Raw genomic sequence first — 24,681 nt, 5'->3', positions numbered from 1 at the left:
AGAACCGCAACGGCGACGCGCCGGTGGTCGGTGTGGCGGCGTTGCGGTTCTGCGAGGTCACGACGCTCAGCGGGCGCGGAGCTCCTTGCGGAGGATCTTGCCGGCGGCGCTCTTGGGCACCTGCTCGATGAACTCGACGAGGCGGATCTTCTTGTGCGGGGCCACCTTCTCGGCCATGTAGGCCTTGACCTCGTCCTCGGTGATCTCCGAGCCGGGCGCCCGGACCAGGAAGGCCTTGGGCAGCTCCTCGCCGGACTCCTCGTCCTTGACCCCGATCACGGCGGCGTCGGCGATGCCGGGGTGGCCGATGAGCACGGCCTCGAGCTCGGCCGGGGCCACCTGGTAGCCCTTGTACTTGATCAGCTCCTTGACCCGGTCGACCACGGTGTAGCGGCCCAGCTCGTCGACCACTGCCACGTCGCCGGTGTGCAGCCAGCCCTCGCCGTCGAGGGTGTCGCTGGTGGCCTGCTCGTTGTTGAGGTACCCGGCCATCACCTGCGGCCCGCGCACCCACAGCTCGCCGCGCTCGCCCGCGGCGGCGTCCTCGCCGGTCGCGGGGTCGATCAGCCGGCACTCGGTGCCCGGGAGGGCGTAGCCGACCGAGCCCTTCGGGACGTCGGGGTCGCCGACCGGGCTGAGCCCGCGGTCGGGCGTGGTGTGGCTGACCGGCGACAGCTCGGTCATGCCGTAGCCCTGCGCGACGGTGACGCCCTCGTCGCCGGTGCCGGCCAGCTCGCGCAGCCGGCTCTGGGCGGCCAGCGCCAACGACTCGTCGAGCGGGGCGGCGCCGGAGTTGATCGACCGCAGGCTGGAGAGGTCGAACTGCTCGACCAGCGGGTGCTTGGCCAGCGCCAGCAGGATCGGCGGGGCCACGAACGCGCGGGTCACCTCGTGGTCCTGGATGGCCCGGAGGAACTGCTCGAGGTCGAACCGCGGCAGCGTGATGACCGCGCCGCCCCACTGCAGACCCTGGTTCATCAGCACGGTGAGGCCGTAGATGTGGAAGAACGGCAGGACGGCGATGATCCGCTCGCCGTCGGGGGCCAGGTCGATGAGCGGCCGGGTCTGCGCCACGTTGGCCACCAGGTTGCGGTGGGTGAGCATGACGCCCTTGGGCAGCCCGGTGGTGCCGCTGGAGTAGGGCAACGTGACCAGGTCGGTGGCCGGGTCGAGGTCGGGGTCCACCGACGGCGCCTGCGTGGTGAGCAGGTCGCGCAGGCTGTCGGCCCCCTCGGCGCCGTCGAGCACCACGAGGTCGGTGACGCCGGCGGCCACCATCGCGGGGCGGGCGCGGTCGAGGAACGGCGAGACGGTGACCAGCAGCTTCGCCCGCGAGTCCCTGAGCTGGAACGCGATCTCGTCGGGCGTGTAGAGCGAGTTGATCGGGCTCATCACGCAGCCGGCCGCGGCGATGCCGTGGAAGACCACCGGGAACCAGATGGTGTTGGGGGAGAAGACCGCGACGACGTCGCCCTTGCCCAGGCCGCGGGCGTGCAGGGCGGCGGCGAACCGGTCGACGTACCCGACCAGCTGGGCGTGGGTGATGGTCTCGCCCGTCAGGCCGTCGACCAGCGCCGGGGCGTCACCCAGCTCGCGCGAGCGGGCCAGCACGTAGGCGGGCACGGCGACGTCGGGGATCTCGACGTCGGGGAAGCGGCTGGCGAGCACCACGGGGTTCTCCTCCTGGGGGTGGACGTGACGCCAGTCTCACACCCGCCGATCCGGTGCCGTCAGCGGGGCCAGAGCACCTGCTGCGTGCAGCGGAAGAGCGCGGTGGTCGAGCCGGTGGCCGCGTTCGTGACGACGGCGTCCCAGACCTGGGTGGTGCGGCCGGCGTGCACGTTGCTGGCCACGCAGTCGATGCGCCCCTCGCGCGCCGTGCCGAGGAAGTTGCTCTTCAGCTCGATCGTGGTGAACCCGGTCGCGCCCTCGGGCAGCAGCGCGCGGGTCGCCAGCCCGCACGAGGTGTCGGCCAGTGCGACCACCGTCGCGGCGTGCAGGTAGCCGTTGGGTGCGAGCACCTCGGGCCGCACGTCGAGGTGGCTGGTGAGCCGGCCGGTCTCGTGGGTGTCCACGACCACCCCGACCAGCCCGGGCAGGGTGCCCGGCAGCAGGTCGTTGAGCTCGTCGGCGGTGTGGAACCCGGTGGCGGCCATGCCCGGACGGTAGCCGCGACGGTGCGGGGGCCCGGCTACGGGACCGGATCCCGCCCCGGGTCGGGGGGACGGGCCCCGGTCACCACCAGCTCGACCAGCTGACGGCCCCCGTCCGTGACAGCCTCGGGTGTGCCCCCGCATCCCGACGACCTGCCCGACGACCTCACCCACACCCTCGAGGGGGTGGCCGCCGAGGCCCGCCCGCTCGCCGAGGACGACCAGGTGCACGAACCCGGGATCGGTCCGGAGCACTTCGGCTTGGCCCTGTGCGAGCTCGACGGGACCGAGCACGTGGCCGGGGACGCCGACGTCGGGTTCCCGGTGCAGAGCGTGGTGAAGGTGTTCTCGCTGACCGCGGCCCTCCGGCTGGTCGGCGAGGAGGTGTTCGCACGGGTGGGCCGGGAACCCTCGGGTGACCCGTTCGACTCGCTCGTGCAGCTCGAGCGCGAGCACGGCATCCCGCGCAACCCGTTCATCAACGCCGGTGCGGTGGTCGTGTGCGACGTGCTGGTCGGCGCCACCGGCTCGGCGGACGCCGCCCGGGACGCCGTCGCCGACCTGCTCTCGGACCTGGTCGGCGAGCGGCTGGCACCCGACCCCTCGGTGCTGGCGGAGGAGCGGGAGGGGGCCGACCTGAACACGGCCATGGCGTGGCTGATGAGCTCGTACGGGAACTTCCACCACCCGCCGGCCGAGGTGGTCGACGCCTATGCCCAGCTGTGCGCACTGCAGGTCACCGCTCGGCAGCTGGCCCGGGCGTCGCGGTTCCTGGCGTCGGACGGGGTCGACCCCCGCACCGGTCGGAGGGTGCTGGCCGAGCCGCTGGCCCGCCGGGTCAACGCCGTCATGCTGACCTGCGGTACCTACGACGCCGCCGGCCAGTTCGCCTACGACGTCGGGTTCCCGTGCAAGAGCGGGGTCGCCGGGGCGGTCATGGGCGACGTGCCGAACCGGTTCGGGGTGTGCGCGTGGTCGCCCCCGCTCGACGCGGCGGGCAACTCCCGTGCCGGACGTGCGGCCCTGCACCTGCTGAGCGAGCGGCTGGGGCTCTCGCTGTTGTGAGCTACAGCAGCGCCTGGTGCACCAGCGACCGCAGGTAGCCGCGGATGGGCAGGGTGCTGGAGGGCAGCAGCTGCGTGTAGAAGGTGACGACGAGGTCCTCGACCGGGTCGACGTAGAACGCCGTGGACGCCGCCCCGCCCCACGAGTAGTCGCCCACCGAGGCGACGGTGCCGTAGCGCGCCGGGTCGAGCACCATCGAGAAGCCCAGCCCGAAGCCGACCCCGCGCAGGGGCGTCTCGGCGAACAGCGGTCGCCCGTAGGTCTCGAGGTCGGCACCGCCCGGGATGTGGTTGCGCACCATGTGGGCGACGGTGCGCGAGCCCAGCACGCGTCGGCCGTCGGGGGCGGCCCCGCCGGCGCGCAGCATCTCGACGAACTTCAGGTAGTCACCGGCGGTGGACACCAGCCCACCGCCGCCGGACAGGAACGCCGGCTTCTGCTTCGCGGCGGGCTCGAAGGCGGCCAGGGGGGTCAGGCCCGGGGCGTAGAGGCGCGCCAGCAGGGCCGGGTCGTCGTCCGGGCGCAGGCCGAACGAGGTCTCGGTCATGCCCAACGGCCCGAACACCCGCTCGGCGAACACCTCGTCGAGCGGCTTGCCCGCCACCACCTCGACCAGTCGGCCGAGCACGTCGGTGGAGACGCCGTAGTTCCACTCGCTGCCGGGCTGGAAGACCAGCGGCAGCGCGGCCCACTGCCGGCTGACCTCGGCGGAGTCGGCGCCGGGTGGGGTGCCCCACTCGTGCCCGGCGGCCCGGTACATGGCGTCGACCGGGTGGGTGTGGTGGAAGCCGTAGGTGAGCCCGGCGGTGTGGGTGAGCAGGTGCCAGATGCGGATCGGCTCGGTGGCCGGCTCGGTGACCGGGCGGGCGGAGCTGCCGGCGACGTAGACGCGCGGCTCGGCGAACTCGGGGAGCCACCGGCTGATCGGGTCGGTGAGCTCGAAGGCGCCCTCCTCGTACAGCGACATCGCCGCGACGGAGGTGACCGGCTTGGTCATCGAGTAGATGCGCCAGATCGTGTCCGGGGTGACCGGCAGGCCGGCCTCGACGTCGCGGTGGCCCCGGGCGCCCACGTGCACGAGGTCGCCGTGGCGGGACACGGTGACCAGGAACCCGGGCAGCTGCCCGCCGTCGACCCAGCGGGCCAGCCGGGCGTCGAGCCGGGCCAGGCGGGTCGCGTCGAGTCCGGCGGCGGCGGGGTCGTTCTCCACGGTGAGCACATCCGCATCCTGCACCGGGGGTCCGACGGGGACCCGTCTCCCCCCACAAGGGTCCGTCCCCCTCCACCAGATCTCGTGGAGGGGGACGGAGTTCGATCAGGGGACCTGATCGACGCTGCGCATCGGCAGCGAGGGGTCCTTCTACTTCACCGGGACGGCGGCGGCGGCCTTCTTGAGGTTCGAGCCGGCGGTCAGCTTCGCGGTGTTCGCCGCGGCGATCTCGATCGACTCACCGGTCTGCGGGTTGCGGCCGGTGCGGGCCGAGCGGGTGGTGCGCTCGAGGGTGAGCAGCCCGGCGATGGCGATCTTGTCGCCGCGGGTGAGGGCCTCGACGAACTCCTCGCCGAGGGCGGCGATGACGGAGTCGACGGTGCTGGCGGGGACGTCGGCACGCTTGGCGACGGCGGAGACGAGTTCGGCCTTGTTCACAGCGGTTCCTCTCGGTGGTCTGCGCGGCCCGCCGGGACGGCGGGCCCTCCCCGGGTTCGGGGCATCCGCACGGGGTCCGACCCCGTCGCGGGCGGTCTGGCCGACGCGGTCGCCGGTCAGGGACCCCCGGCACGTTGCCATGCCGGGACGCGGTCTGGCCAGTCGCAGGCCCGGATCGACAGGCTTTTCTGGCCCCAGGAGGCCCATGCACCCCTCTGCGGCACCCGTCGGCCCTCCTTATGGTTGACCCATGCCACTTCTCCCCGGGACCGACCTGACCGTCAGCGACCTCTGCTTCGGCGGCAACGTGTTCGGGTGGACCGCCGACGAGGCCACCTCGCACGCGCTGCTGGACCGCTTCGTCGACGCGGTGCCCAGCACGCAGACGGCGTTCGTCGACTCGGCCGAGATGTACGGCAACGGGTTGTCCGAGCAGATCCTCGGCCGGTGGCTCGTCGAGCACGGGCGCGACCGGCTCGTGGTGGCCACGAAGGCCTCGCCGGGGGACAAGGAGCACCCGCTGAGCGCCCCGGAGATCCGGGCCGCCGCCGAGCGGTCGCTGCGCAACCTGCAGACCGACCACATCGACCTCTACTACGCCCACTACGACGACGAGACCACGCCGCTGGAGGAGACGCTCTCCGCCTTCGACGAGCTCGTGCAGGCCGGCAAGGTGCGCCACGTCGCGGCGTCGAACTACTCGGCGGCCCGGCTGAACCAGGCGCTGGCCATCCAGCGCGAGCAGGGGCTGGCGCCCTACGTCGCGCTGCAGCCGCACTACAACCTCATGGAGCGCGCGGCCTACGAGGACGAGCTGCGCGCCGTCGTCGCCGACCGCGGGCTGGGCACGCTGCCCTACTTCTCGCTCGCCAAGGGCTTCCTGACCGGCAAGTACCGGGCCGGCGAGAGCATCGACTCGCCGCGCGCCAAGGGCGCCTCGGCCTACGTGGGCGAGAAGGGTGACCGGGTGCTGGCCGCACTGGCCGAGGTCGCCGACGCGCACGGCACCACCGGTTCGGCGGTGGCGCTGCGCTGGCTGGCCGACCGGCCCACGGTGGTCGCCCCGATCGCCAGCGGCCGCTCGGTCGAGCAGCTGGCCGACCTGCTGCCGATGCTCGACCTGCGGCTCACCGACGACGAGCGGGACGCCCTCGACGCCGCCTCGGCCTGACCCCGCTGCCGCGGCGCCACCCGACGACCGCTGCCGCGGCGCTACCCGACGACCGCTGCCGCGGCCATGTCCTCCACCCGCACCAGACCGACCACCCGGCCGCCGTCCAGCACCGGCACCGGGTCGAAGCGCAGGGCCGGACGACGGCCCAGGGCCCGGCGCAGCGCCTCGTCGACGGGGGTGTCGGCGGTCAGCACCAGGGTGGCCGGCGCCTCGAACCAGGCGCCGGTCCGGCTGTCCACGAGCGAGAGCGCCGAGGGGTGCCCGGCGTCGTCCAGGACGAGCACCGGCGGGGTGAGCTGCCGGTCGTCGCGCCCGGGGGACCAGGTGCGCACCGGGCGCAGCAGGCCTGCGAGGGTGCGGTCCAGGTCGGCGGTGCGGGCACGGGCGTGCAGCGCCCGCACGACCCGGGCGGCGGCCGGGCCGTAGCCGTCGGCGGGGTGGCCCACCAGCCAGCCGCGGGCGGCGTGCACGCCCAGGTCGAGCAGGCCGGTGAGCTCGGCGTCGGTCTCGACGCCGTCGGCGAGCGCGGTGGCGCCGGCCCGCTCGGCGTAGGCCAGCACCCCGGCTGCCACGGCGGTGCGCCGGGGGTCGCCGGCCAGCCCGGCCACGAGGTCGGCGGGCAGGACGACGACGTCCACCGGCAGCTGGGGCACACGGGCCACCAGCGGGGCCGGCGCACCCACCGCCGCACCGCGCTCGCGCAGCACGGCGCAGCGGCGCAGCAGGGCCGCGTCGTCGTCCACCTTGCTGTCGGTGAGCTCGAGCACGACGCCGTCGAGGGGGACGTCGAGGGCCGCGTGCACCACCGGGGCGCCGAGCAGCCACGGGTCGACCGGCACGTGCACCCGGCCGCCGTCGGGGCGGGTGGCCAGGGCGTTCTGCAGCAGCAGGGCCTGCACCGGGGCGGCCAGGCCGGCGTCGTGCGCGGCGGCGAACCAGACGTCGGGGGTGGCGGTACCGGGGAAGCGGGCGGCGGCCGACCAGCCGGTGACCTCACCGGACACGAGGTCGAGCACGGGGGAGTGCACGACGGCCAGGTCGTCGGGGTCGGCCAGCAGCGGGCGGCAGTCGGCGCGGCGGGTGGGCTCGAACAGGTCGGTCACGCCCGGGGGATCGTCGCCCGGTGCGCCGGCCTTGACCCCGGCGTCCCCCGCAGGGGGGAGGTCAGACCGGGACGGGGACCCCGCCCAGCAGGCCCGGGACCAGTGAGGGGTCGACCGGACGGCCCAGCAGGTAGCCCTGGGCGTGCCGGCAGCCCAGCGCGCGCAGCAGGGTGAGCTGGGCGGGCCGCTCGACGCCCTCGGCGACGACCGGGAGGTCGATCTCCTCGGCCAACCGCAGCACCGCGTGCAGGAAGGTGGCCTGGCGGGGGTCGGTGTCGATGCCGGCCAGGAACGAGCGGTCGATCTTGACCGAGTCCAGCGGCATGGAGTTCAGCTGCGCCAGCGAGGAGTAGCCGACCCCGAAGTCGTCGAGGGAGACCCCGACGCCGAGCTGGCGCAGCTCGGTGACGGTCCGCCGGGCGGCGTCGAGGTCGGCGAAGATGCCCGACTCGGTGATCTCCAGCACCAGGCCGCCCGGACGGAGCCGGTAGCGGGCGACCAGCGCGGCGACGGTGCCGACGAACCCGGGTGCGACCAGCTGGCTGGGGGCCACGTTGACGTGCACGGCCAGCGGCTCCGCGCGCCGCATCGTCCAGGCCGACAACCGGCCGCAGGCGGTCTCGAGCAGGTCGGCGGTGAGCGCCGTCATGAGGCCGGTGCGCTCGGCGAGCGGGATGAACACGTCGGGCGGGACATCCCGGCCCTCGTGCCGCCAGCGGGCCAGGGCCTCCAGGCCGATCACGCGGCCGGTGTCCAGCTCGACGATCGGCTGGTAGGCCAGCCGCACCCTGCGGTCGTCGATGGCGGCGCGCAGGGCGGCCCGCAGCTCCTCGTCCTGCAGCTCGGCCAGGCTCATGCCCGACGACCACGACACGATGCGGTCCTTGCCCGAGCGCTTGGCCGCGTACATGGCGGTGTCCGAGCGGGCCAGCAGCTCGTCGGCGGCCAGCGGTGCGTCGTGCGGGGACAGCTCGCAGATGCCCACGCTGGCGTGCACGTCGACGACGTCCCCGGCCAGCGTGAACGGCGGGACCAGGGCGTCGGCGACCTTGGCGGCGATCGGCAGCGGGTCGCCGCCGTCCTCGAGCAGGACGGCGAACTCGTCGCCGCCCAGGCGGGCCACGGTGTCCCCGGTGCGCACGGCGCCGGTCAGCCGCTCGGCCACCCGCACCAGCAGCTCGTCGCCGACGGCGTGGCCGAGGGTGTCGTTGACGACCTTGAAGTCGTCGAGGTCGAGGAAGACCACGGCGACCGGGCGCAGGTCGCGGGCGTGCAGGGCCAGGGCGTGGGCGAGCCGGTCGAGGAACAGTGCGCGGTTGGCCAGCCCGGTGAGCCCGTCGTGGAAGGCCTGGTGGCGCAGCTCCGCCTCGCGGGTGGCCAGCTCGAGGGCGAGCCGGCCGTTGTCGCGCAGGGCCACGTACTGGCGGGTGAGCAGCAGCGCGATGACGACGCCGGCGGTGAGCAGCTCCCAGCGGTTCAGCGTGCGGCCGGCCACCACCAGGATCGTGGTGATCGCCAGCGCCGCGGCGACCGGCACGTAGGGGAGGAAGTCGGCCCGGGAGATCCGCCGGGCGCGCTCGCGCTGGGTGCTCGCCGTCCCCGGGGCCGCCGGGGTGCGCAGCGCGGCCAGCCCGATCAGCAGGAAACCGCTGACCCAGCCGAGGTCGAGCAGGTTGCCGTCGTAGCTCCCCGCGGCCGCGACGTAGGCGAACGCGCTGTCGGAGACGCTGAAGGCCAGCAGCCCGAGCACCACCAGCGCGGTGGGCACCCGGTCGCCGGTGGCCCGGGCGAGGGTGAGCACGCCGAGCACGACCAGCAGGACGTCGAGCACCGGGTAGCCCACGAGCAGCGCACCGGTGAGCAGGTCGTCGCCGGTGTTGGTGGCCACGACGGCGCCCAGGGTGGTCTCCCAGCTGACCAGGCCGACGGCGGCCGAGGTCATGGCGGCGTCCAGGCCCCGCTGGACCCGGCCCACCGAGCCGTCGGCGGTGGGCTGCAGCAGCAGCGCGGCCCCGGCCAGCAGCGGGAAGGCCACGAACCCGACGTCGGCGACCGACGGGAAGGGTGCCTCGCCGCCCTGCACGACCTGCACCCAGCACCACCAGCCCTGCCCGGCTGTCCAGGCGCCGGTGCCGGCGGCCAGGCAGGCCCACGACCAGCGGGAGCGCCCGGTCGAGACCCGCGCCCGCCGCGCGGCGAGGACGGCGGCGACCAGCCCGGCCGCGGCCTGGACGAGGTTGGAGGTGTAGCGCTCGAAGACGTCGGCGGGCGAGAGCGCGAGGGCGGCCAGGTAGGCGAGGACGACGGCGACGGAGGCCAGGACGGCCCACGAGGGTGGTCCGGCCGCGCGGTGTCCCCGCTCCATGAGGTCTCCTCCTGCGACTCCGGCCCGGATGCCGGCGGGGTCATCCTCCCGGTGGGTCGTGCACGACGCATCCCTCTAGGGAGTGATCGCTCCGCTACTCCGGGTCATCGGGAGGGCCGCCGCGGCTGCGGCGCTGCGTCCAGCGGGTGCGGGCCTGCAGGGGCAGGTCGATGGCGACCGGCGCGGACCAGCCCCGGTGCACCGACAGCAGCCGCAGCCCGGCCACCAGCGCGATGGTCATGCCGGCGACCGGGAGCAGCGGGAGGTCCAGCGGCCCGGACAGCACCGCCAGCACCGAGGCGCCGATGAGCGCGGCGACGGCGTTGTACGGCCCGGGCTGGACGATGTCGGCCCGCTGGGCGAGCAGCACGTCGCGGATCACCGCGCCGCCCACCGCGGTGGCCACCCCGAGGAAGACGACGCTGGCCACCGGCAGCCCGGCCAGCTGGGCCTTCTGCGCGCCGATGACGGTGAAGAAGCCCAGGCTCAGGGCATCGAGGGTGTTGAGCAGGCCGGTGGTGCGGTTGAGCCAGCCCGAGAAGAAGAAGGTGATCATCGCCGCGATCCCCACCGCGGGCAGGTAGGCCGGGTTCGTCAGCGCCACGGCCGGTACGCCCATGAGCGCGTCGCGGATCAGACCGCCGCCCAGACCACCGGTGACCCCGAGCAGCAGCACGCCGGACAGCGCGAAGCCCTCACGGGCGGCCAGCAGGCCACCCGTGAGGGCTCCGACGACGACGGCGGCGAGGTCCACCGCCACCGGGATGCGCAGGACGTCGGCAGCGGCGCTCACCGCGTCATCCTCCCGCCCACCCCGGGTATCGGAAGCTCTACCCCGCCCATCGGGGTGGATCGAGGAGGTGGAGCTTCCGATACCCCGGGCGTGGGCTACTGGGCGGGGGCCATCTCCAGGTCGACGGCCGTGGCGTCGGGGGTGTCGACGGCCGAGCCCTCCCCGTGGACGGCGCGCACCCGCGCGTCCTCGGCGGCCATGGCGTCCTGGCGCGGGCCCTCCTCGCGCACGATGCGCGACTGCACCCAGGCGTCGGGGATGGCGAACCCGTCGACCAGCGTGCGCATGTGCGGCCGGAGCTCCTTGAGCAGGGCGTTGACCGCGCTGGTCACCGCCTTGGACCGGGCCGGGGTGAGCCGGCCGTGCTCGAGGAACCAGCCGCGGTCGGCCTCGATGGTGCTCAGCGCGTACAGGTCGCACAGCTTGGCCAGCAGCGCCTTCGCCGCCGGGTCGGCGGTGCGGTCGACGGCGGCGACGAACGCCTCCAGCACCACGCGGTCGATGTGGGTGGTCGCCGTCCGCAGCACGTGGTCCTGGACGTCGTTGAAGACGTCGAACAGTCGGTTCTCCTTGTTCGAGGCGCCCTTGCGCAGGCGGTTGGCCGCCCCCTCGAGGGTGTGCTTCTCGCGGTCCTCGAACATCTTCAGCTGCCAACCGCGGTCCAGCAGCGAGACCTCCTCGTCGCGACCGGGGACGGCGTCGACCAGGCGGGCGATGAGGCCGCGGGCGGCGGTGCGCTCGAGCACCGTCTCCTTGACCAGGTCGGCGACGAACTGCGCCTTGCCCCAGCTGTCCAGCGACCCGAAGGAGTCCTGGTAGCCGGTGAGCAGCCCCTTGGCGACCAGCTGCAGCAGCACCGTGTTGTCGCCCTCGAAGGTGGTGAACACGTCGGTGTCGGCCTTGAGGGCCGGCAGCCGGTTCTCCGCCAGGTACCCGGCGCCGCCGCAGGCCTCGCGGCACATCTGGATGGTGGCCGTGGCGTGCCAGGTGTTGGCGGCCTTGAGCCCGGCGGCGCGGGACTCGAGCTCGCGCTGGGCGACCTCGTCGACGTCCGCAGCCCCCTGCACGTCGTGCATGGTGGAGGTGAGCTCCTCCTGGGCGAAGTGCAGGGCGTAGCTCTTGGCCAGCGCCGGCAGGAGCTTGCGCTGGTGCACGAGGTAGTCGTTGATGACGATCTCGCGGTCCTCGCCGGGGGCGGCGAACTGGCGCCGCTGGTCGCCGTACCGGGTGGCGATCTGCAGGGCCAGCTTGGTGGCCGAGCCGGCCGAGCCGCCGACGCTCACGCGGCCGCGCACGAGGGTGCCGAGCATGGTGAAGAAGCGCCGGGTCTCGTTCTCGATCGACGAGGTGTAGGTGCCGTCCTCGGCGACCTGGCCGTAGCGGTCGAGCAGCATGTCGTGCGGCACGCTGACGTGGTCGAAGCTCAGCCGGCCGTTGTCCACGCCGTTGAGCCCGGCCTTCGGGCCGTCGTCCCCGATGGTCACGCCGGGCACCGGGTTGCCGGCCTCGTCGCGGATCGGCACCAGCCAGGCGTGCACGCCGTGCCGCTGGCCCTGGGTGACCAGCTGTGCGAAGACGACAGCCATGCGGCCGTCCTTCGCGGCGTTGCCGATGTAGTCCTTGCGCGCGGCCTCGTGCGGGGTGTGCAGGTCGAAGGTCTGCGTCGCCGGGTCGTAGGTGCAGGTGGTGCGCAGCTGCTGGACGTCGGAGCCGTGGCCGGTCTCGGTCATCGCGAAGCAGCCGAGCAGGTCGGCGTCGATGATCTTCTGCAGGTAGGCCTCGTGGTGGCGCTCGCTGCCCAGCAGCTGCACGGCGCCGCCGAACAGGCCCCACTGCACCCCGGCCTTGACCATGAGCGAGAGGTCGCCGTAGGCCAGCATCTCGATCGAGGTGACCGAGGCGCCGGAGTCCTCCTCGCCGCCGTAGGCCTTCGGGAAGCCCAGCCGCGTGCGGCCGGTGGCGGCGAGGTCCTTGAGCAGGCCGGTGATGCGCTCGCGGGCCTCGGCACCGGTCTCGCCGTACACCGGGGCGTACTTCTGCTCGCCGAGCTGGTCGCGGGCGTCGCGGCGCACGTGCGCCCACCGGCCGTCGAGCACCTCGGTGAGGCGCGCGGGGTCGACCGGGGTCAGGGACTGCTGCGTGCTGGTCATCGGGATCCCTCCGTGGTGGGGCGCTGCGTGGTGGTGCGGGGTGTGGTGGTGCGGGGCTGGACGACGCCGGACAGGCCTGCCCAGGCGAGATCGGTGAGGTGGGCGGTGAGCTCGGCCCGCGGCATGGGGGCGCTGCCGCCGAGCCAGCGGTCGCCGGCGGCGCGGACCAGGCCGACGAGGCCGTGGCCCCAGGGCTCGGCGGCGGCGACGGGCCGGCCGGCCTGCTCGAGGGCGAGGGCGACCAGTGCCGTGGCCTGGTCGCCCACCAGCTCCGACAGCCCGGCGATGGGGTCGGCGCCGGGCTCGCGCTCGGCCGGGGCGTGCACGACGAACCGGTACAGCTCGGGGTCGGCCTCGATGAACGCCAGGTAGGTGTCGATGGCCGCGGCGACCATCTGCCGCGGTTTGTCGGTGCTGGTCATCGCGGCGCGCAGGGCGTCGAGCAGCTGTTCGGCCACCCGGGCGCAGACGGCCAGGTGCAGTTCGCCGCGGTCGGCGAAGTGCCGGTAGACGACGGTCTTGCTGGTGCCGGCGGCGGCGGCGATGTGCTCCATGCCGACCCCGGGGCCGTGCTCGCCGACCGCCGCGACGGTGGCGGCGACCAGCTGCTCGCGGCGGGCGCGGCGGTGCTCGTCCCACCTGGAGTCGCGGCGGTCGCGCCGTCGCGGGACGGTGCTGGCTGGAGTGGGCGGGGTCACCGCCTCCGACTTCATGTGAACGACGGTACCTGATACCGTCGGTACCGACAACGCCACCCAGCGCGCCCCGGAGGCCCCCATGACCCGCAAGGCAGCGATCGTCGGCGGGAACCGCATCCCGTTCGCCCGCTCGAACAAGAAGTACGCCCGCGCGAGCAACCAGGACATGCTCACCGCCACCATCGACGGGCTGGTCGCCCGGCACGGTCTGGCCGGTGAGCAGGTCGGCGAGGTCGTCGCCGGCGCCGTCCTCAAGCACGCCCGCGACTTCAACCTGACCCGCGAGGCCGTGCTGGGCTCGCAGCTGTCGCCGTCCACCCCGGCCTACGACGTGCAGCAGGCCTGCGGCACCGGCCTCGAGGCCGCCGTCCTGGTGGCGAACAAGATCGCTCTGGGCCAGATCGAGTCCGGCATCGCCGGGGGCACCGACACCACCTCCGACGCGCCCCTGGCGGTCAACGACGACCTGCGCAAGGTGCTGATCGCGGCGAACAACGCCAAGACCCTGCCCGACCGCCTCAAGCTGCTGGGCCGGATCCGGCCGGGCCAGCTCGTGCCCGACCAGCCGCGCAACGTCGAGCCCCGCACCGGGTTGTCGATGGGCGAGCACGCCGCGCAGACCGCGAAGGTGTGGGAGATCAGCCGCGAGTCCCAGGACGAGCTCGCCGTGGCCAGCCACCACAACCTGGCCGCCGCCTACGACCGCGGGTTCTTCGACGACCTGGTCACCCCGTTCCTGAGCCTGACCCGCGACGACAACCTGCGCCCCGACTCGTCGCTGGAGAAGCTGGCGACGCTCAAGCCGGTGTTCGGGAAGGGCGAGGGCGCCACGATGACCGCGGCCAACTCCACCCCGCTCACCGACGGCGCCTCCGCGGTGCTGCTCGGCAGCGACGAGTGGGCGGCCGAGCACAACCTGCCCGTGTGGGCGCACCTGGTGGACGCGCAGACCGCCGCTGTCGACTACGTGCACGGCGGGGAGGGCCTGCTGATGGCCCCGGCCTACGCCATGCCGGTGATGCTGGCCCGCAACGGCCTGACGCTGCAGGACTTCGACCTCTACGAGATCCACGAGGCCTTCGCCTCGACGGTGCTCTCGACCATGAAGGCATGGGAGGACCCGGGGTTCTGCAAGGAGAAGCTGGGTCTCGACGCGCCCCTGGGCCCGATCGACCGGTCCAAGCTCAACGTCAACGGCTCGTCGCTGGCCGCCGGGCACCCGTTCGCCGCCACCGGCGGCCGGATCGTCGCCTCGCTGGCCAAGATGCTGCACGAGCTCGGGCCCGGGAAGCGCGGGCTCATCTCCATCTGCGCGGCCGGCGGCCAGGGCGTCGTCGCCATCCTCGAGAGCTGAGAAGGGACACCGCCATGAGCGACTGGTACCGCGACTTCGCCAACTCCGGCATCGGCAGCACGATCACCAAGCAGCTGGGCCTGCCCCGGCCCGTGCGGCTGCGCCGCTACTCACCCGGGCAGCCGCTGCTCGACGGCCCGGCCCTCGTGGGCTCGGCCGGCGAGGGCCGGCTGCGCGCCGAGGTCGAGTCGGTGCTGAAGGAGGACGGCGTCACCGTGCTCTCCCCGGTCACCGCCGACGGGGAGAAGGGCGCGAAGGTGGCCGCCGTCGTCCTCGATGCCACCGGCGTGACCACCCCGGCCGACCTGGCCGCCGCGCACGACTTCCTCGCCCCCGCGGTCAAGCGGCTGGGCACCAACGGCCGGGTCGTCGTCCTGGGCGAGGTGCCCGGCGAGGCGCCGTCCCCGGCGCTGGCCGCGGCCCGGCAGGCCCTCGACGGCCTGGTGCGGTCGCTGGCCAAGGAGCTGCGGGCCGGCGCCACCGCCAACCTCGTGTACGTGCCCGCCGGCGCCGAGGCATCGGTGCCCGGGCCGCTGCGGTTCTTCCTGTCCGGCCGGTCGGCCTACGTCGACGGCCAGACCGTGACGCTGAGCGCCGCCGACGTGCCCTCCGGTGACGGCGGGTCCACCCCGTTGGCCGGCAAGGTCGCCGTCGTCACCGGGGCGGCCCGGGGCATCGGCGCCTCGATCGCCGAGGTCCTCGGTCGGGACGGCGCCCACGTGGTCGCCGTCGACGTCCCGGCCGCCGGCCAGGCGCTGGCCCAGGTGGCCAACCGCATCGGCGGGACGGCGCTGCAGCTGGACATCACCGCCCCCGACGCCGCGCAGCGCCTGGTCGAGCACGTCGTGCAGCGGCACGGCGGGGTGGACGTCGTCGTGCACAACGCCGGCATCACCCGCGACAAGCTGCTGGTCAACATGGACGCCGCCCGCTGGAACTCGGTGCTCGCGGTGAACCTGCAGGCGCAGCTGGACATGACCCAGGCCCTGCTCGACGCCGAGGGCGCGCTGAAGCCCGGCGCGCGGATCGTCGCGGTCAGCTCGCAGTCCGGGATCGCCGGCAACCGCGGGCAGACCAACTACTCGGCGTCCAAGGCCGGCGTGATCGGCATGGTGCGCTCGTGGGCGCCGGAGTTCGCCTCGCGCGGGGCCACCATCAACGCGGTCGCGCCCGGGTTCATCGTCACCGAGATGACCGCGAAGATGCCGTTCGGCACCCGCGAGGTCGGCGCCCGGCTGAACTCGCTGCAGCAGGGTGGTCTGCCGGTCGACGTCGCCGAGGCCATCGCGTGGCTGGCCCAGCCGGCCAGCGCCGGGGTCAACGGCCAGGTGCTGCGGGTCTGCGGCCAGAACCTGCTGGGCGCCTGATGGGTACGCCCGTCGTCCTCCCCTCGGCGCCGTCGATGGGGAAGCTGTTCGCCCAGGCCGCGCTGACCGCGCGCGGCCGGGGTGGCTCGCTGCCCGACACCCACCTGACCAGGGTGGCCGTCGAGGTCGACCCGGAGCAGGTGGCCGACTACGCCGAGGTCTGCCGGTTCCGGTTCGGCGACACCCTCCCGCCGACGTTCCCGCACGTGCTCACGTTCCCGCTGCAGGTCGCGCTCATGGCCGACCGGTCGTTCCCGCTGGCCCTGCCCGGGCTGGTGCACGTGCGCAACCGGGTCGACGTCGTCCGGCCGGTCTCGGTGTCGGAGAAGCTGGACCTCGAGGTGTGGGCCGACCGGTTCGCCCCGCACCGCAGCGGCGCGACCGTCGACCTGGTCGCCTCGGTGCGCTCGCGCGGTGACGAGGTGTGGCGCGGCCGCTCGACCTACCTGGCGCGGGGAGCGTACGCGCCCGCAGGTCCGGTGCCCGACGTCCCGGACCTGGAGATCGGGGACGTCGCGCAGGCCGCGGTGTGGCGGGTGCCCGACGACGCCGGGCGCCGGTACGCCAAGGTCTCGGGCGACGTGAACCCGATCCACCTCTCGGGCCTGACCGCCAAGGCGTTCGGGTTCAAGCGGGCCATCGCGCACGGCATGTGGGTCAAGGCCCGGGCGCTGGCCGCGCTGGGTGGCCGGCTGCCCGGGTCGTACTCGATGGACGTCTCGTTCCGGAAGCCGCTGTTCCTGCCCTCGACGGTCACCCTGTCGACAGGCCAGCGCGACGGCGGCTGGGACCTCGCCGTCCGCGGTGCGAAGGCAGGCACCGACCACGTGCTCGCCACCGTCCGCCCCCTGTAGCCCCTCGCCTGCTCATCGTCGATCAGGGGGGTGCACGAGAGTCCGTCCTCCTCCACCGGAGTTGCTGGAGGAGGACGGACTTGCGTGGAGGAGGACGCCGGAGTGGTCACAGGGGGCTCCCAAGCTGCCGATGGGATCGGTGCGTCCAGAAGGTGACGCCGTCACCCGGCGTCCCGGGCATCTCGGGGAGTTCCCTCCATGCGCTCGTCCCTCGTGTCCCGCCGTGTGCTGGGGCTCGCCGCCGCCGGTGTCGTCGGCCTCTCCACCCTCGCGATGCCCGGCATCGCCCTCGCCGGTGACGAGGTCGCCCCGGCGCCCTCCATCATCGAGCCGCTGCCCCAGCTGCCGCTGCCCCCGGTCGACGGCACCGCCCCGGCGGAGTCCAGCCCGTCCTCGGAGAGCAGCCCGTCGGGCACCACGTCCTCCGACACCACGGCACCGGGCGGCGAGGTCGCCGCCGCCGCCCCGGCCGCCCCCTACCTGAACGGCTTCCCCGAGGGCATCGACGGCGGGCTGCGCTACAACTTCGTCGACCAGAGCGTGGCACCGGACCTGGCCACGTCGTTCGAGTACACGATCGACAACGGCGCGCACTGGGCCCCCCTCAGCGATGTGCAGGTCAAGAACAACCGCACGTACGGCACCGTCACCGGCCTGACCAACGGCGTGGAGTACACGACCAAGGTGCGGGCGGTGAACGCATCGGGCGCGAGCGACCCCAGCAACGGCGTCACCGCGCCCGCCTACAAGAAGGTCGGCCCGGTCACCGGGGTGCAGGTGACCCGCAGCCTCACCGGCGTCACGGTCACCTGGGCGGACCCGACCTCGCCTGGCACGTACGGCATCGCCTCCTACGGCGTCAGCTGGGGCGAGGACGGGGCGCAGTCGGGCGGGCCTGAGTGCGAGGTCGAGCCCACGGTGCACACGTGCACGTTCGCGCTGCCCACCGCGGGTGACTACGGGATCTCCATCATCGCCTTCGACACCCAGTTCAACGGCGGCGAGCGCGCGTCCGTGCGCTCCGGTGCCGTCAGCGCCCCGGCGCCGACCGCCGTCCCGACGAAGGACGACGGCGACATCCAGGGCCCGGCCGGTCCGATCTCCACCCTGACCGCCGGCACGCAGGTCGTGCTCAAGGGCGACGGCTTCCTGGCGGGCTCCGTGGTCCGGCTGACCATGTTCTCGACCCCGGTCGACCTGGGCAGCGCGGTCGTCGCCTCCGACGGCACCTTCACCGCCACGGTCACCGTGCCGGCGAACCTGGTCAACGGCACCCACCACCTGGTCGCGACCGGCGTGGACAAGGACGGCAACGTCCGCAACCTGGTCATCACGGTCACGGTGAGCGGCGGTCAGGCGACCCTCGCGGTCACCGGCTTCGACGCCGTCCCGGTCGCGGTCGGCGGTGGCCTGGTCGTGCTGGCCGGCGCCGGCCTGGTGCTGGGCGGTCGTCGCCGGAGCACCACCGTCTGACCTGCCCGACCCGACGACGGCCCCGTCCCCCACCCGGGGGGCGGGGCCGTCTGCTGTTGACCTTGCAGATGTGCAACGCCGCCACGCCGTCCACCGGCGTGGCGGCGTTGTCGTTCTGCAAGATCAACGAGGGGGCAGGGGAGGGCGGGCGGGGTCAGGCGGCCAGCGGGTGCACCGTCGCGCGGCCGAGCACGCGGTCGTAGTGGCCGACCAGCTCGTCGCCCAGGCGGCCCCACGTGCGGTGCGACACGGAGGCGCGCGCCCGGCCTGCCGCGGCCCGCAGCGCCAGCGGGTCGTCGCGCAGGCCCTCGACCAGCGCGGCCAGCACATGGGGGTCGTCACCGGCCCACAGCCAGCCGTTCTCGCCGTGCCGCACCAGGTCCAGCGGCCCGCCCGACGCCGCGACCAGGGCGGGGACGCCGGCGGCCAGCGCCTCCTGCACCGCCTGGCAGAACGTCTCGTCGGCACCGGGGTGCACCAGCAGGTCGAGCGAGGAGACCAGTGCGCCCAGCTCGGGCCCGACCACCCGCCCGGTGAACACCGCCCGGGGCAGGGCCCGCTGCAGCGCGCGCCGCTGCGGACCGTCCCCGACCACGACCAGCCGGACCCCGGGCAGCTCCGACAGCGGGCCCAGCAGGTGCAACCGCTTCTCCACCGCCAGCCTGGCCACGGTGCCCACCAGCAGCTCGCCGCCCGGGGCCAACCGGGCGCGCAGGGCCGACGAGCGGTGCCGGGGCGCGAACTGCTCGAGGTCGACGCCGCGGGCCCACAGCGCCAGCGGGCCGATGCCGTGCCGGCGCAGCTGGGCCATGGTCGCCGAGGAGGGCACGAGGGTCAGCGCCGTTCGGTCGTGCAGGGCGCGCAGCCAGCGCCAGGTCGTGCCGGAGCCGCCGGGCACCCGGTACCGGCCGGCGTAGGCGGCCAGGTCGGTCTGGAAGACCGCGACCGCCGGGATGCCGCGCTGCTGCGCCGCCCGGGCGGCGGTCGAGCCCAGGACGGCGGGGGAGGCCAGGTGGACGACGTCCGGGCGCACGCGGTCCAGCAGCTCGCCGACCTCGCCGGTCGGGGCGGCCAGCGGCAGCTCGCGGTAGCGCGGCAGTCGCACCGACCGCACGGCGTGCACCGCGACGACGGCACCGCACCGGGTCTCGTAGTCGGTGCCCGAGGGGGCGATGACGACCGGTTCGTGCCCGCGCAGAGCGAGGTGGTCGGCGGCCCGCAGGACCGAGGTGACGACGCCGTTGACCGCCGGGGTGAAGGTCTCGGAGACCAGTGCCACGCGCATGGTGCCCAGCAGAGCCGGGCGGGGTGACGCCCGGTCGTCCGTGCGTCGACGGCCGGGTGCCGATCCGGCGGCGGGCTAGGCTGCCCGGGCCGGGAGGGCTCGCCTAGTGGCCGATGGCGGCAGTCTTGAAAACTGCTAGGGGTTCACGCTCCTCGAGGGTTCGAATCCCTCGCCCTCCGCTTCCATGGCGCAGCCACCTGGCCCGGTGCGGCTTGGACGCCGCCCAGGGGTCAGGCGGTGGCGCTGCGTCCTCGGGTCAGGACGAGGGCGGCAGACCCGGCGAGGAGGAGCACCAGGCCGACCGGGAGGGCGTCGAGGTCGGCGCCGGTGTCGGCGAGCTCGGCCGGGGTGACGGTGATGGTGGCGGTGGTCGCGCGGGAGCTGCCATCGGGGGCGGTGCCGAAGGCGACGAGGGTGTGGGTGCCGACGGCGAGCGTCACCGGGACGACGGCGGGCAGTGTGGCCGTCCCCGCGTGGTCGGCGGTGGCGGTGCCCAGGACGGTGGGGGTGGAGTAGGCCACGAAGGTGACGGTGGTGGCCGGGGCGTAGCCGTCGGCCCTCAGGACGGTGGTGGTGCCGGCCGCGGCGGTGGTGGTCGCGACGCCGGTGGTGCCGGTGACGACGAGGGTGCCGTCGCCGGTCGGTGGGGTGGCCGGTGGGCTGAACGGCGCGGGACCGGTCACCGGAGGGCTGGTGACGGGTGCGGGGGCGACGGTGATGGTGACCGGCGCGCTGACCGCCGGGCTGCCGATGCCGTTGCCGGCCCGGACGGTGAAGGTCGCGACGCCGGCGGTGGTGGGGGTACCCGAGAGGAGCCCGGCGGGGGACAGTGCGAGGCCGGCCGGGAGGGCTCCGGTGTCGACGGTGAAGGTGGGCGCCGGTGTGCCGGTCGCCGCGAAGGCGTACCCGGCGTAGACGACGCCGGCCGTCCCGGTCGCGGGCGGGGTCGACGCGGTCAGCACCGGGGACTGCCGCCGCAGGGCCACCACGTGGACCCGGCCGGCGGCGATGGCCGTGACGCCGCTGAGACCGGCCGGCACGGTGGCCTGCCCCCAACGGTTGTCGCCCCAGGCCACGACGGTGCCGTCGGCCCGCAACGCAACGGACTGGAAGCGGCCGGCGGCGATGGCCGTGATGCCGTCGAGCCCGGCCGGGACGGTGGCCTGCCCGTAGTCGTCCACGCCCCAGGCGACGACCGTGCCGTCGGCCCGCAGTGCCAGGGTGTGCTGGCTGTCGCCGGCGGCGGCGATGGCGGTGACGTCGGTCAGCCCGGCCGGCACGCTGGTCCGCCCCTGAGCGCTGAACCCCCAGGCGACGACGGTGCCGTCGGACCTCAGCGCGACGGTGTGCAGGCCCCCGGCGGCGACGGCGACCACGTCGGTCAGCCCGGCGGGCACGGTGGTCTCCCCGGCGAGGTTGCTCCCCCAGGCGACGACGGTGCCGTCGGACCGCACGGCCGCCGAGTGGGTGGTGCCGGCGGCGATGGCGGTGATGCCGGTGAGCCCGGCCGGGAGGGTGGTCTGCCCGTAGCTGTTGTCGCCCCAGGCGAGCACGGTGCCGTCGGACCTCAGCGCCAGGGTGTGGCTGCCGCCGGCGGCGACGGCGACGGCGCCGGTCAGCCCGGCCGGGACGGTGGCCTGCCCGTAGAAGTCCCACCCCCAGGCCACGACGGTGCCGTCGGACCGCAGCGCCACGGTGTGGGCGTCGCCGGCGGCGACCGCAGAGACGTCCGAGAGCCCGGGGGGCACGGTGGCGTGCCCTCCGGCGGTGTTCCCCCAGGCGACCACGGTGCCGGCGGCTCCTCCGACCGGCACCCCCACGGGGGCGGCGCTCACCGGGTGCGCGACGAGGCCGATCAGCACCGACCAGACCACGACGAGGAGGGCCAACCACGAAGTCCGCCTGCGACGGTCCATCTGCACCACGAGGGTGGTATCGGCAGACGAGGGGCGACGGGGCACCGGGCCCGTGGGTCCACCTCACCCGTACCGCTGCTGCCGGCGCCCGGTCGTGCCCGATGGACGCCGCGACCGCCTCGACCGCGGCCTGGGCGGCGGCCCACGTGGCGTCGGGGTCGGCACGGTTCGAGCCCCTCGCCCTCCGCTCTGAGCAGCACGTACGTCGTCCGGGAGACCGCCGGGCACCCGGCGGCGTCGACGACGGCGACGTGGGTCGACTGTCGATGGCCGCGAACCCCGGTGCAGGAGCCGACGCAACCGGGCTGCCTACCCGTTCCGACATCGGCTTGCAGAACCGCCTCGGCCAGCACCGACCCGCTCGATCAGGTGGTCGGCGTGCCGGTGCCACCGGGTCCGCGGCGGTGCTCGACGGGGATGACGGTGGTTCCGACGAGTACCGACCAGGAAACCCCGTATGCGGTCCTACCGAGTCGATTCCCCAACCCGGTTCGAAACCTTCAGTTGGGCACGTGGTGATGGGCCAGGACGTGATGCGGGTCGGCCCCGTGGGCGGCTGGGCTGACGTGCACGGTGGCATCGATGAGCTCGGGGACGTCGTGGAGCAGGCGGTGGTGGACGTCGACGGCGATGTCGTGGCCCTGGGTGACGGTGAGCTGGGCGTCGACGGTGACGGCGGCCTCGGCTCGGATCCGGTGGCCGGTCCAGCGCACCCGCAGTCGCTCGACGTCCAGCACCCCGGGGGTGGCGCGGATGCTGGTTTCGGCGGCGTCGAGGACCTCGGGTTCGACGGCGTCCATGAGCCGGCGGTACACGTCGCGGGCGGCGCCCTTGAGGACGATGAGGATGGCTACGGTGATGACCAGGCCGACGATCGGGTCGGCAAGGGGGAAGCCTGCGGCGACCCCGATCGCGCCGATGACAACGGCGAGCGAGGTGAGGCCGTCGGTGCGGGCGTGCAGGCCGTCGGCGACGAGGGCGGCTGAGCCGATGCGGCGCCCGACCCGGATGCGGTAGAGGGCCACGAGCTCGTTGCCCGCAGCGCCGATGAGGCCGGCAGTGATCACGACGCCCACGTTGGTGATGGGCTGGGGGTCGATGAGCCGGCGGACCGATTCCCAACCGGCCAGGACAGCTGACAGGGCGATCATGGCGACGATGAAGATGCCGGCGAGGTCCTCGGCGCGGTCGTAGCCGTAGGTGTACCGCCGGGACGCCGCGCGCCGACCGAGGATGAACGCGATCCACAGAGGGACAGCGGTCAGGGCGTCGGAGAAGTTGTGCACGGTGTCGGCGAGCAGGGCGACCGACCCGGTGAACCAGACCACCACAGCCTGGGCGAGCGCGGCCAGCAGCAGCACGACCAGGCTGATCTTCAGCGCCCGGATGCCCTCAGCACTGGCCTCCAGCGCGGAGTCCGCAGAGTCGGCAGAGTCGTGACTGTGCGGCTTGATCAGGCCGAGGATGAATCCGCGGATGCCCGATGGGTGCTCGTGACCGTGCTCGAGGTGTCCGTGGTCGGTGCCGGTGCCGGTGCCGGTGCCGGTGCCGTGGCCGGTGTCGTGGCCGTGGCCGGCGGCGTGGCCGTGGTCGCTTGTCGTGCGGGGCTCATGCCCGTCGGTGTGCTCGCGCCGACCTGGGTCGGGGTTGTTGTACCTGCTCGGCGTGGTCATCGTGTGGCACCACCCTCGGCGGTGGGCAACGCCCGGACGCCGGCCTCGGCGCGGTGGTGGTCAGGGCTCGCGGACACCAGATGGTCGGCGTTGTGCACCGCATCGGTGATCAGCTGCGTGATGTGGTCGTTCTCCAGCCGGTAGAACACCTGCGTGCCCTCTCGGCGGGTGTGCACCAGGCGGGTCATCCGCAACTTGGCCAGGTGTTGGGACACCGACCCGGGGGTCTTGCCCACCCGTGCGGCCAGGTCGTTGACCGACAGCTCCTGCCCGATCAGCGCCCACAGCAGCTGGATGCGGGTCGCGTCGGACAGCATTCGAAAGGTCTCCACTGCCAGGTCGACCTGTTCAGCCGGCAGCACCGGCCGTACATCCCTGCTTTCCGCACGCATACGCGGATACCAAGGCAGAAGCGTGGTGGGTCGAGGCGCACCCCAGCTGTGCAGACCTGAAGGCAACTGTGGTTGCATCTGGATGTGACCAGCGAGACGACGGACCGCGAATGGGTGGTGCTCAGCCACCGCCTCCCGCGCGAGCCCTCAGGGCCTCGGACCACAGTCTGGCGTCGGCTTCGCCGCATGGGCGTGGCCTCCTTCGGCGACGGGGTCGTCGGGTTGCCCGCAGACGCCCGCACCCGCGAGGAGCTCGAGTGGATCGCCGCTGACGTGGTGGCCGCCGGCGGTCGCGCTGGGGTATGGCTGGCCCGGGCGTTGACGGCAGAGCACGAGCAGCAGCTGCTGGCCGAGATGGCCGCCGCACGCGCTGCCGAGTACGACTCCCTCACCGTCGCCGCCCACGAGGCAGCAGAGCTGGCCGAGGAAGACCGAACCCGAGAGCTCCGGCGGGTGCGCCGTGAGCTGCGAGCAGTGACCCGCCGGGACTTCACCTCACCGCCCCAGCGCGACGACGCCGAACGGGCCGTAGCCGAGCTCGGCCGCTCCGCCGGTGGCACCCTGCCCGTCACGCAGACCGGCACCGGCTCGACGAGCCGGGCATGAGGTGGGCGACCCGGGCCGGGGTGCACATCGACCGAGCGGCCTGCGCGTGGTTGATCCGCCGGCACATCGACCCCGCGGCCGAGTTCGTCTTCCTGGAGGACTGGTCCGACCCGACCGCGCTGCCGCCGGACCTGGTGCTGTTCGACGTCCCCGGCGTCGGCTTCGGGCACCGGGGGGAGGACTGCACCTTCGAGACCCTGCTGCGGGTGCACGAGCTGCACGACCCGGTGCTGTGGCGGATCGCGGAGATCGTGCACGTGGCCGACCTCGACGACGACGCATTCGACGCCCCCGAGGCGCCGGGCATGGACGCCGTGGTGCGGGGGCTGTCGATGAGCGGCACCGACGAGCAGACCCTCGCGGTCACCGATGCCGTGTTCGACGGCCTGCACGCCTACCACCGCCAGCGGCTGCTGCGCGGCCATGAACCCGCCTGACCCCCTCCCGTACCCGGGCAGCTGCCCACGGCCACGAGGAATCACCGTGACCATCGATCCCGCTACGCCCCCGGCCGCGACGCCGGACACCGCGCAGACCCCAGACCCCGCGCGGGTACCCGGCGCACCCCGGTCGGGCAGCCCGACGGGGCAGACCACCGTCCCGTTCTCGGCT

General features: G+C 74.0%; 21 protein-coding genes and 1 tRNA gene. 9 read left to right on the top strand and 13 right to left on the bottom strand.

All coding sequences use genetic code 11. The features are described from left to right. Positions 1-66: 66 nt before the first annotated feature. The gene (locus BLP29_RS04575; RefSeq protein WP_092800135.1) at positions 67-1,671 is read right to left on the bottom strand and encodes a 4-coumarate--CoA ligase family protein; all 1,605 of its coding nucleotides are present in this window, start codon (positions 1,669-1,671) and stop codon (positions 67-69) included. 59 nt (positions 1,672-1,730) lie between these two features. Beyond that, positions 1,731-2,156 (bottom strand): PaaI family thioesterase, encoded by a 426-nt coding sequence (locus BLP29_RS04570; RefSeq protein ID WP_092800132.1) that lies wholly within the window; start codon positions 2,154-2,156, stop codon positions 1,731-1,733. Positions 2,157-2,285: 129 nt separating this feature from the next. On the opposite strand from BLP29_RS04570, the gene glsA reads away from it, so the two are divergent. Further along, positions 2,286-3,218, top strand: coding sequence for a glutaminase A (gene glsA, locus BLP29_RS04565; protein ID WP_207798289.1), 933 nt, complete (start codon positions 2,286-2,288; stop codon positions 3,216-3,218). Position 3,219: 1 nt separating this feature from the next. On the opposite strand, the gene BLP29_RS04560 is transcribed toward glsA, so the two are convergent. Further along, positions 3,220-4,437: a serine hydrolase domain-containing protein gene (locus BLP29_RS04560; protein ID WP_165839276.1), complete on the bottom strand. Its 1,218-nt coding sequence runs from the start codon at positions 4,435-4,437 to the stop codon at positions 3,220-3,222. A gap of 141 nt (positions 4,438-4,578) precedes the next feature. Continuing rightward, entirely contained in the window at positions 4,579-4,866 is a 288-nt protein-coding gene (locus BLP29_RS04555; protein ID WP_207798288.1) for an HU family DNA-binding protein, read from the bottom strand. A gap of 250 nt (positions 4,867-5,116) precedes the next feature. On the opposite strand from BLP29_RS04555, the gene BLP29_RS04550 reads away from it, so the two are divergent. Further along, positions 5,117-6,037 carry an aldo/keto reductase gene (locus BLP29_RS04550; protein ID WP_092800126.1) on the top strand — a complete coding sequence of 307 codons (921 nt, stop codon included), beginning with the start codon at positions 5,117-5,119 and terminating at the stop codon, positions 6,035-6,037. Positions 6,038-6,078: 41 nt separating this feature from the next. Here BLP29_RS04550 and BLP29_RS04545 read toward each other — a convergent pair whose 3' ends face one another. The 5 genes from BLP29_RS04545 to BLP29_RS04525 form a co-directional block, all read right to left on the bottom strand. Beyond that, positions 6,079-7,143 carry an EAL domain-containing protein gene (locus BLP29_RS04545; protein ID WP_092800123.1) on the bottom strand — a complete coding sequence of 355 codons (1,065 nt, stop codon included), beginning with the start codon at positions 7,141-7,143 and terminating at the stop codon, positions 6,079-6,081. Between the two features lie 61 nt (positions 7,144-7,204). Next, positions 7,205-9,508 carry a putative bifunctional diguanylate cyclase/phosphodiesterase gene (locus tag BLP29_RS04540; protein ID WP_092800121.1) on the bottom strand — a complete coding sequence of 768 codons (2,304 nt, stop codon included), beginning with the start codon at positions 9,506-9,508 and terminating at the stop codon, positions 7,205-7,207. Between the two features lie 94 nt (positions 9,509-9,602). Further along, on the bottom strand, positions 9,603-10,301 hold the full coding sequence (locus BLP29_RS04535) for a trimeric intracellular cation channel family protein (RefSeq protein WP_092800119.1): 699 nt from the start codon (positions 10,299-10,301) through the stop codon (positions 9,603-9,605). 95 nt (positions 10,302-10,396) lie between these two features. Then, complete coding sequence (locus tag BLP29_RS04530; RefSeq protein ID WP_092800117.1) at positions 10,397-12,451, bottom strand: acyl-CoA dehydrogenase family protein; 2,055 nt, start codon at positions 12,449-12,451, stop codon at positions 10,397-10,399. Continuing rightward, the gene (locus tag BLP29_RS04525) at positions 12,448-13,164 is read right to left on the bottom strand and encodes a TetR family transcriptional regulator (RefSeq protein WP_092800115.1); all 717 of its coding nucleotides are present in this window, start codon (positions 13,162-13,164) and stop codon (positions 12,448-12,450) included. Before BLP29_RS04525 ends, BLP29_RS04530 begins: the two co-directional genes overlap by 4 nt. A 64-nt stretch (positions 13,165-13,228) precedes the next feature. Between BLP29_RS04525 and BLP29_RS04520 the strand changes: the two genes are divergently transcribed. The 4 genes from BLP29_RS04520 to BLP29_RS04505 all read left to right on the top strand — a co-directional run bounded on the left by BLP29_RS04520 (position 13,229) and on the right by BLP29_RS04505 (position 18,197). Continuing rightward, on the top strand, positions 13,229-14,503 hold the full coding sequence (locus BLP29_RS04520; RefSeq protein WP_092800114.1) for an acetyl-CoA C-acetyltransferase: 1,275 nt from the start codon (positions 13,229-13,231) through the stop codon (positions 14,501-14,503). A 14-nt stretch (positions 14,504-14,517) separates the two neighbouring features. Next, a complete protein-coding gene (locus BLP29_RS04515) occupies positions 14,518-15,870 on the top strand; it encodes a 3-oxoacyl-ACP reductase (protein ID WP_092800112.1) in 1,353 nt (450 codons plus the stop codon). Further along, positions 15,870-16,724, top strand: a complete 855-nt coding sequence (locus BLP29_RS04510; RefSeq protein ID WP_092800110.1) for a MaoC/PaaZ C-terminal domain-containing protein — start codon at positions 15,870-15,872, stop codon at positions 16,722-16,724. The genes BLP29_RS04515 and BLP29_RS04510 overlap by 1 nt, the downstream gene beginning before the upstream one ends. A gap of 198 nt (positions 16,725-16,922) precedes the next feature. Beyond that, the gene (locus BLP29_RS04505; protein ID WP_092800108.1) at positions 16,923-18,197 is read left to right on the top strand and encodes a fibronectin type III domain-containing protein; all 1,275 of its coding nucleotides are present in this window, start codon (positions 16,923-16,925) and stop codon (positions 18,195-18,197) included. A 154-nt stretch (positions 18,198-18,351) separates the two neighbouring features. Here the strand turns inward: BLP29_RS04505 and BLP29_RS04500 are convergent, their stop codons facing one another. Beyond that, complete coding sequence (locus BLP29_RS04500; protein WP_092800106.1) at positions 18,352-19,482, bottom strand: glycosyltransferase family 4 protein; 1,131 nt, start codon at positions 19,480-19,482, stop codon at positions 18,352-18,354. Positions 19,483-19,574: 92 nt separating this feature from the next. On the opposite strand from BLP29_RS04500, the gene BLP29_RS04495 reads away from it, so the two are divergent. Further along, a tRNA-Ser gene (locus BLP29_RS04495) sits at positions 19,575-19,661 on the top strand. Between the two features lie 51 nt (positions 19,662-19,712). Here BLP29_RS04495 and BLP29_RS21205 read toward each other — a convergent pair. The 3 genes from BLP29_RS21205 to BLP29_RS04480 form a co-directional block, all read right to left on the bottom strand. Beyond that, a complete protein-coding gene (locus tag BLP29_RS21205) occupies positions 19,713-21,371 on the bottom strand; it encodes a hypothetical protein (RefSeq protein ID WP_207798287.1) in 1,659 nt (552 codons plus the stop codon). 527 nt (positions 21,372-21,898) lie between these two features. After that, on the bottom strand, positions 21,899-23,071 hold the full coding sequence (locus tag BLP29_RS04485; RefSeq protein ID WP_092800104.1) for a cation diffusion facilitator family transporter: 1,173 nt from the start codon (positions 23,069-23,071) through the stop codon (positions 21,899-21,901). After that, the gene (locus BLP29_RS04480) at positions 23,068-23,433 is read right to left on the bottom strand and encodes an ArsR/SmtB family transcription factor (RefSeq protein ID WP_243469684.1); all 366 of its coding nucleotides are present in this window, start codon (positions 23,431-23,433) and stop codon (positions 23,068-23,070) included. The genes BLP29_RS04485 and BLP29_RS04480 overlap by 4 nt, the downstream gene beginning before the upstream one ends. A 114-nt stretch (positions 23,434-23,547) precedes the next feature. Between BLP29_RS04480 and BLP29_RS04475 the strand changes: the two genes are divergently transcribed. Together BLP29_RS04475 and BLP29_RS04470 are read left to right on the top strand one after the other, a co-directional pair. Beyond that, complete coding sequence (locus tag BLP29_RS04475; protein ID WP_207798286.1) at positions 23,548-24,069, top strand: Chromate resistance protein ChrB; 522 nt, start codon at positions 23,548-23,550, stop codon at positions 24,067-24,069. Continuing rightward, the gene (locus BLP29_RS04470) at positions 24,066-24,506 is read left to right on the top strand and encodes a chromate resistance protein ChrB domain-containing protein (RefSeq protein ID WP_092800100.1); all 441 of its coding nucleotides are present in this window, start codon (positions 24,066-24,068) and stop codon (positions 24,504-24,506) included. The genes BLP29_RS04475 and BLP29_RS04470 overlap by 4 nt, the downstream gene beginning before the upstream one ends. The last annotated feature ends 175 nt before the right edge of the window (positions 24,507-24,681 follow it).

Source organism: Klenkia marina (genome assembly GCF_900101025.1).
Lineage (GTDB): Bacteria > Actinomycetota > Actinomycetes > Mycobacteriales > Geodermatophilaceae > Klenkia > Klenkia marina.
The sequence above is the reverse complement of the archived record's forward strand: the minus strand, read 5'-3'. Positions and strand labels throughout refer to the sequence as shown.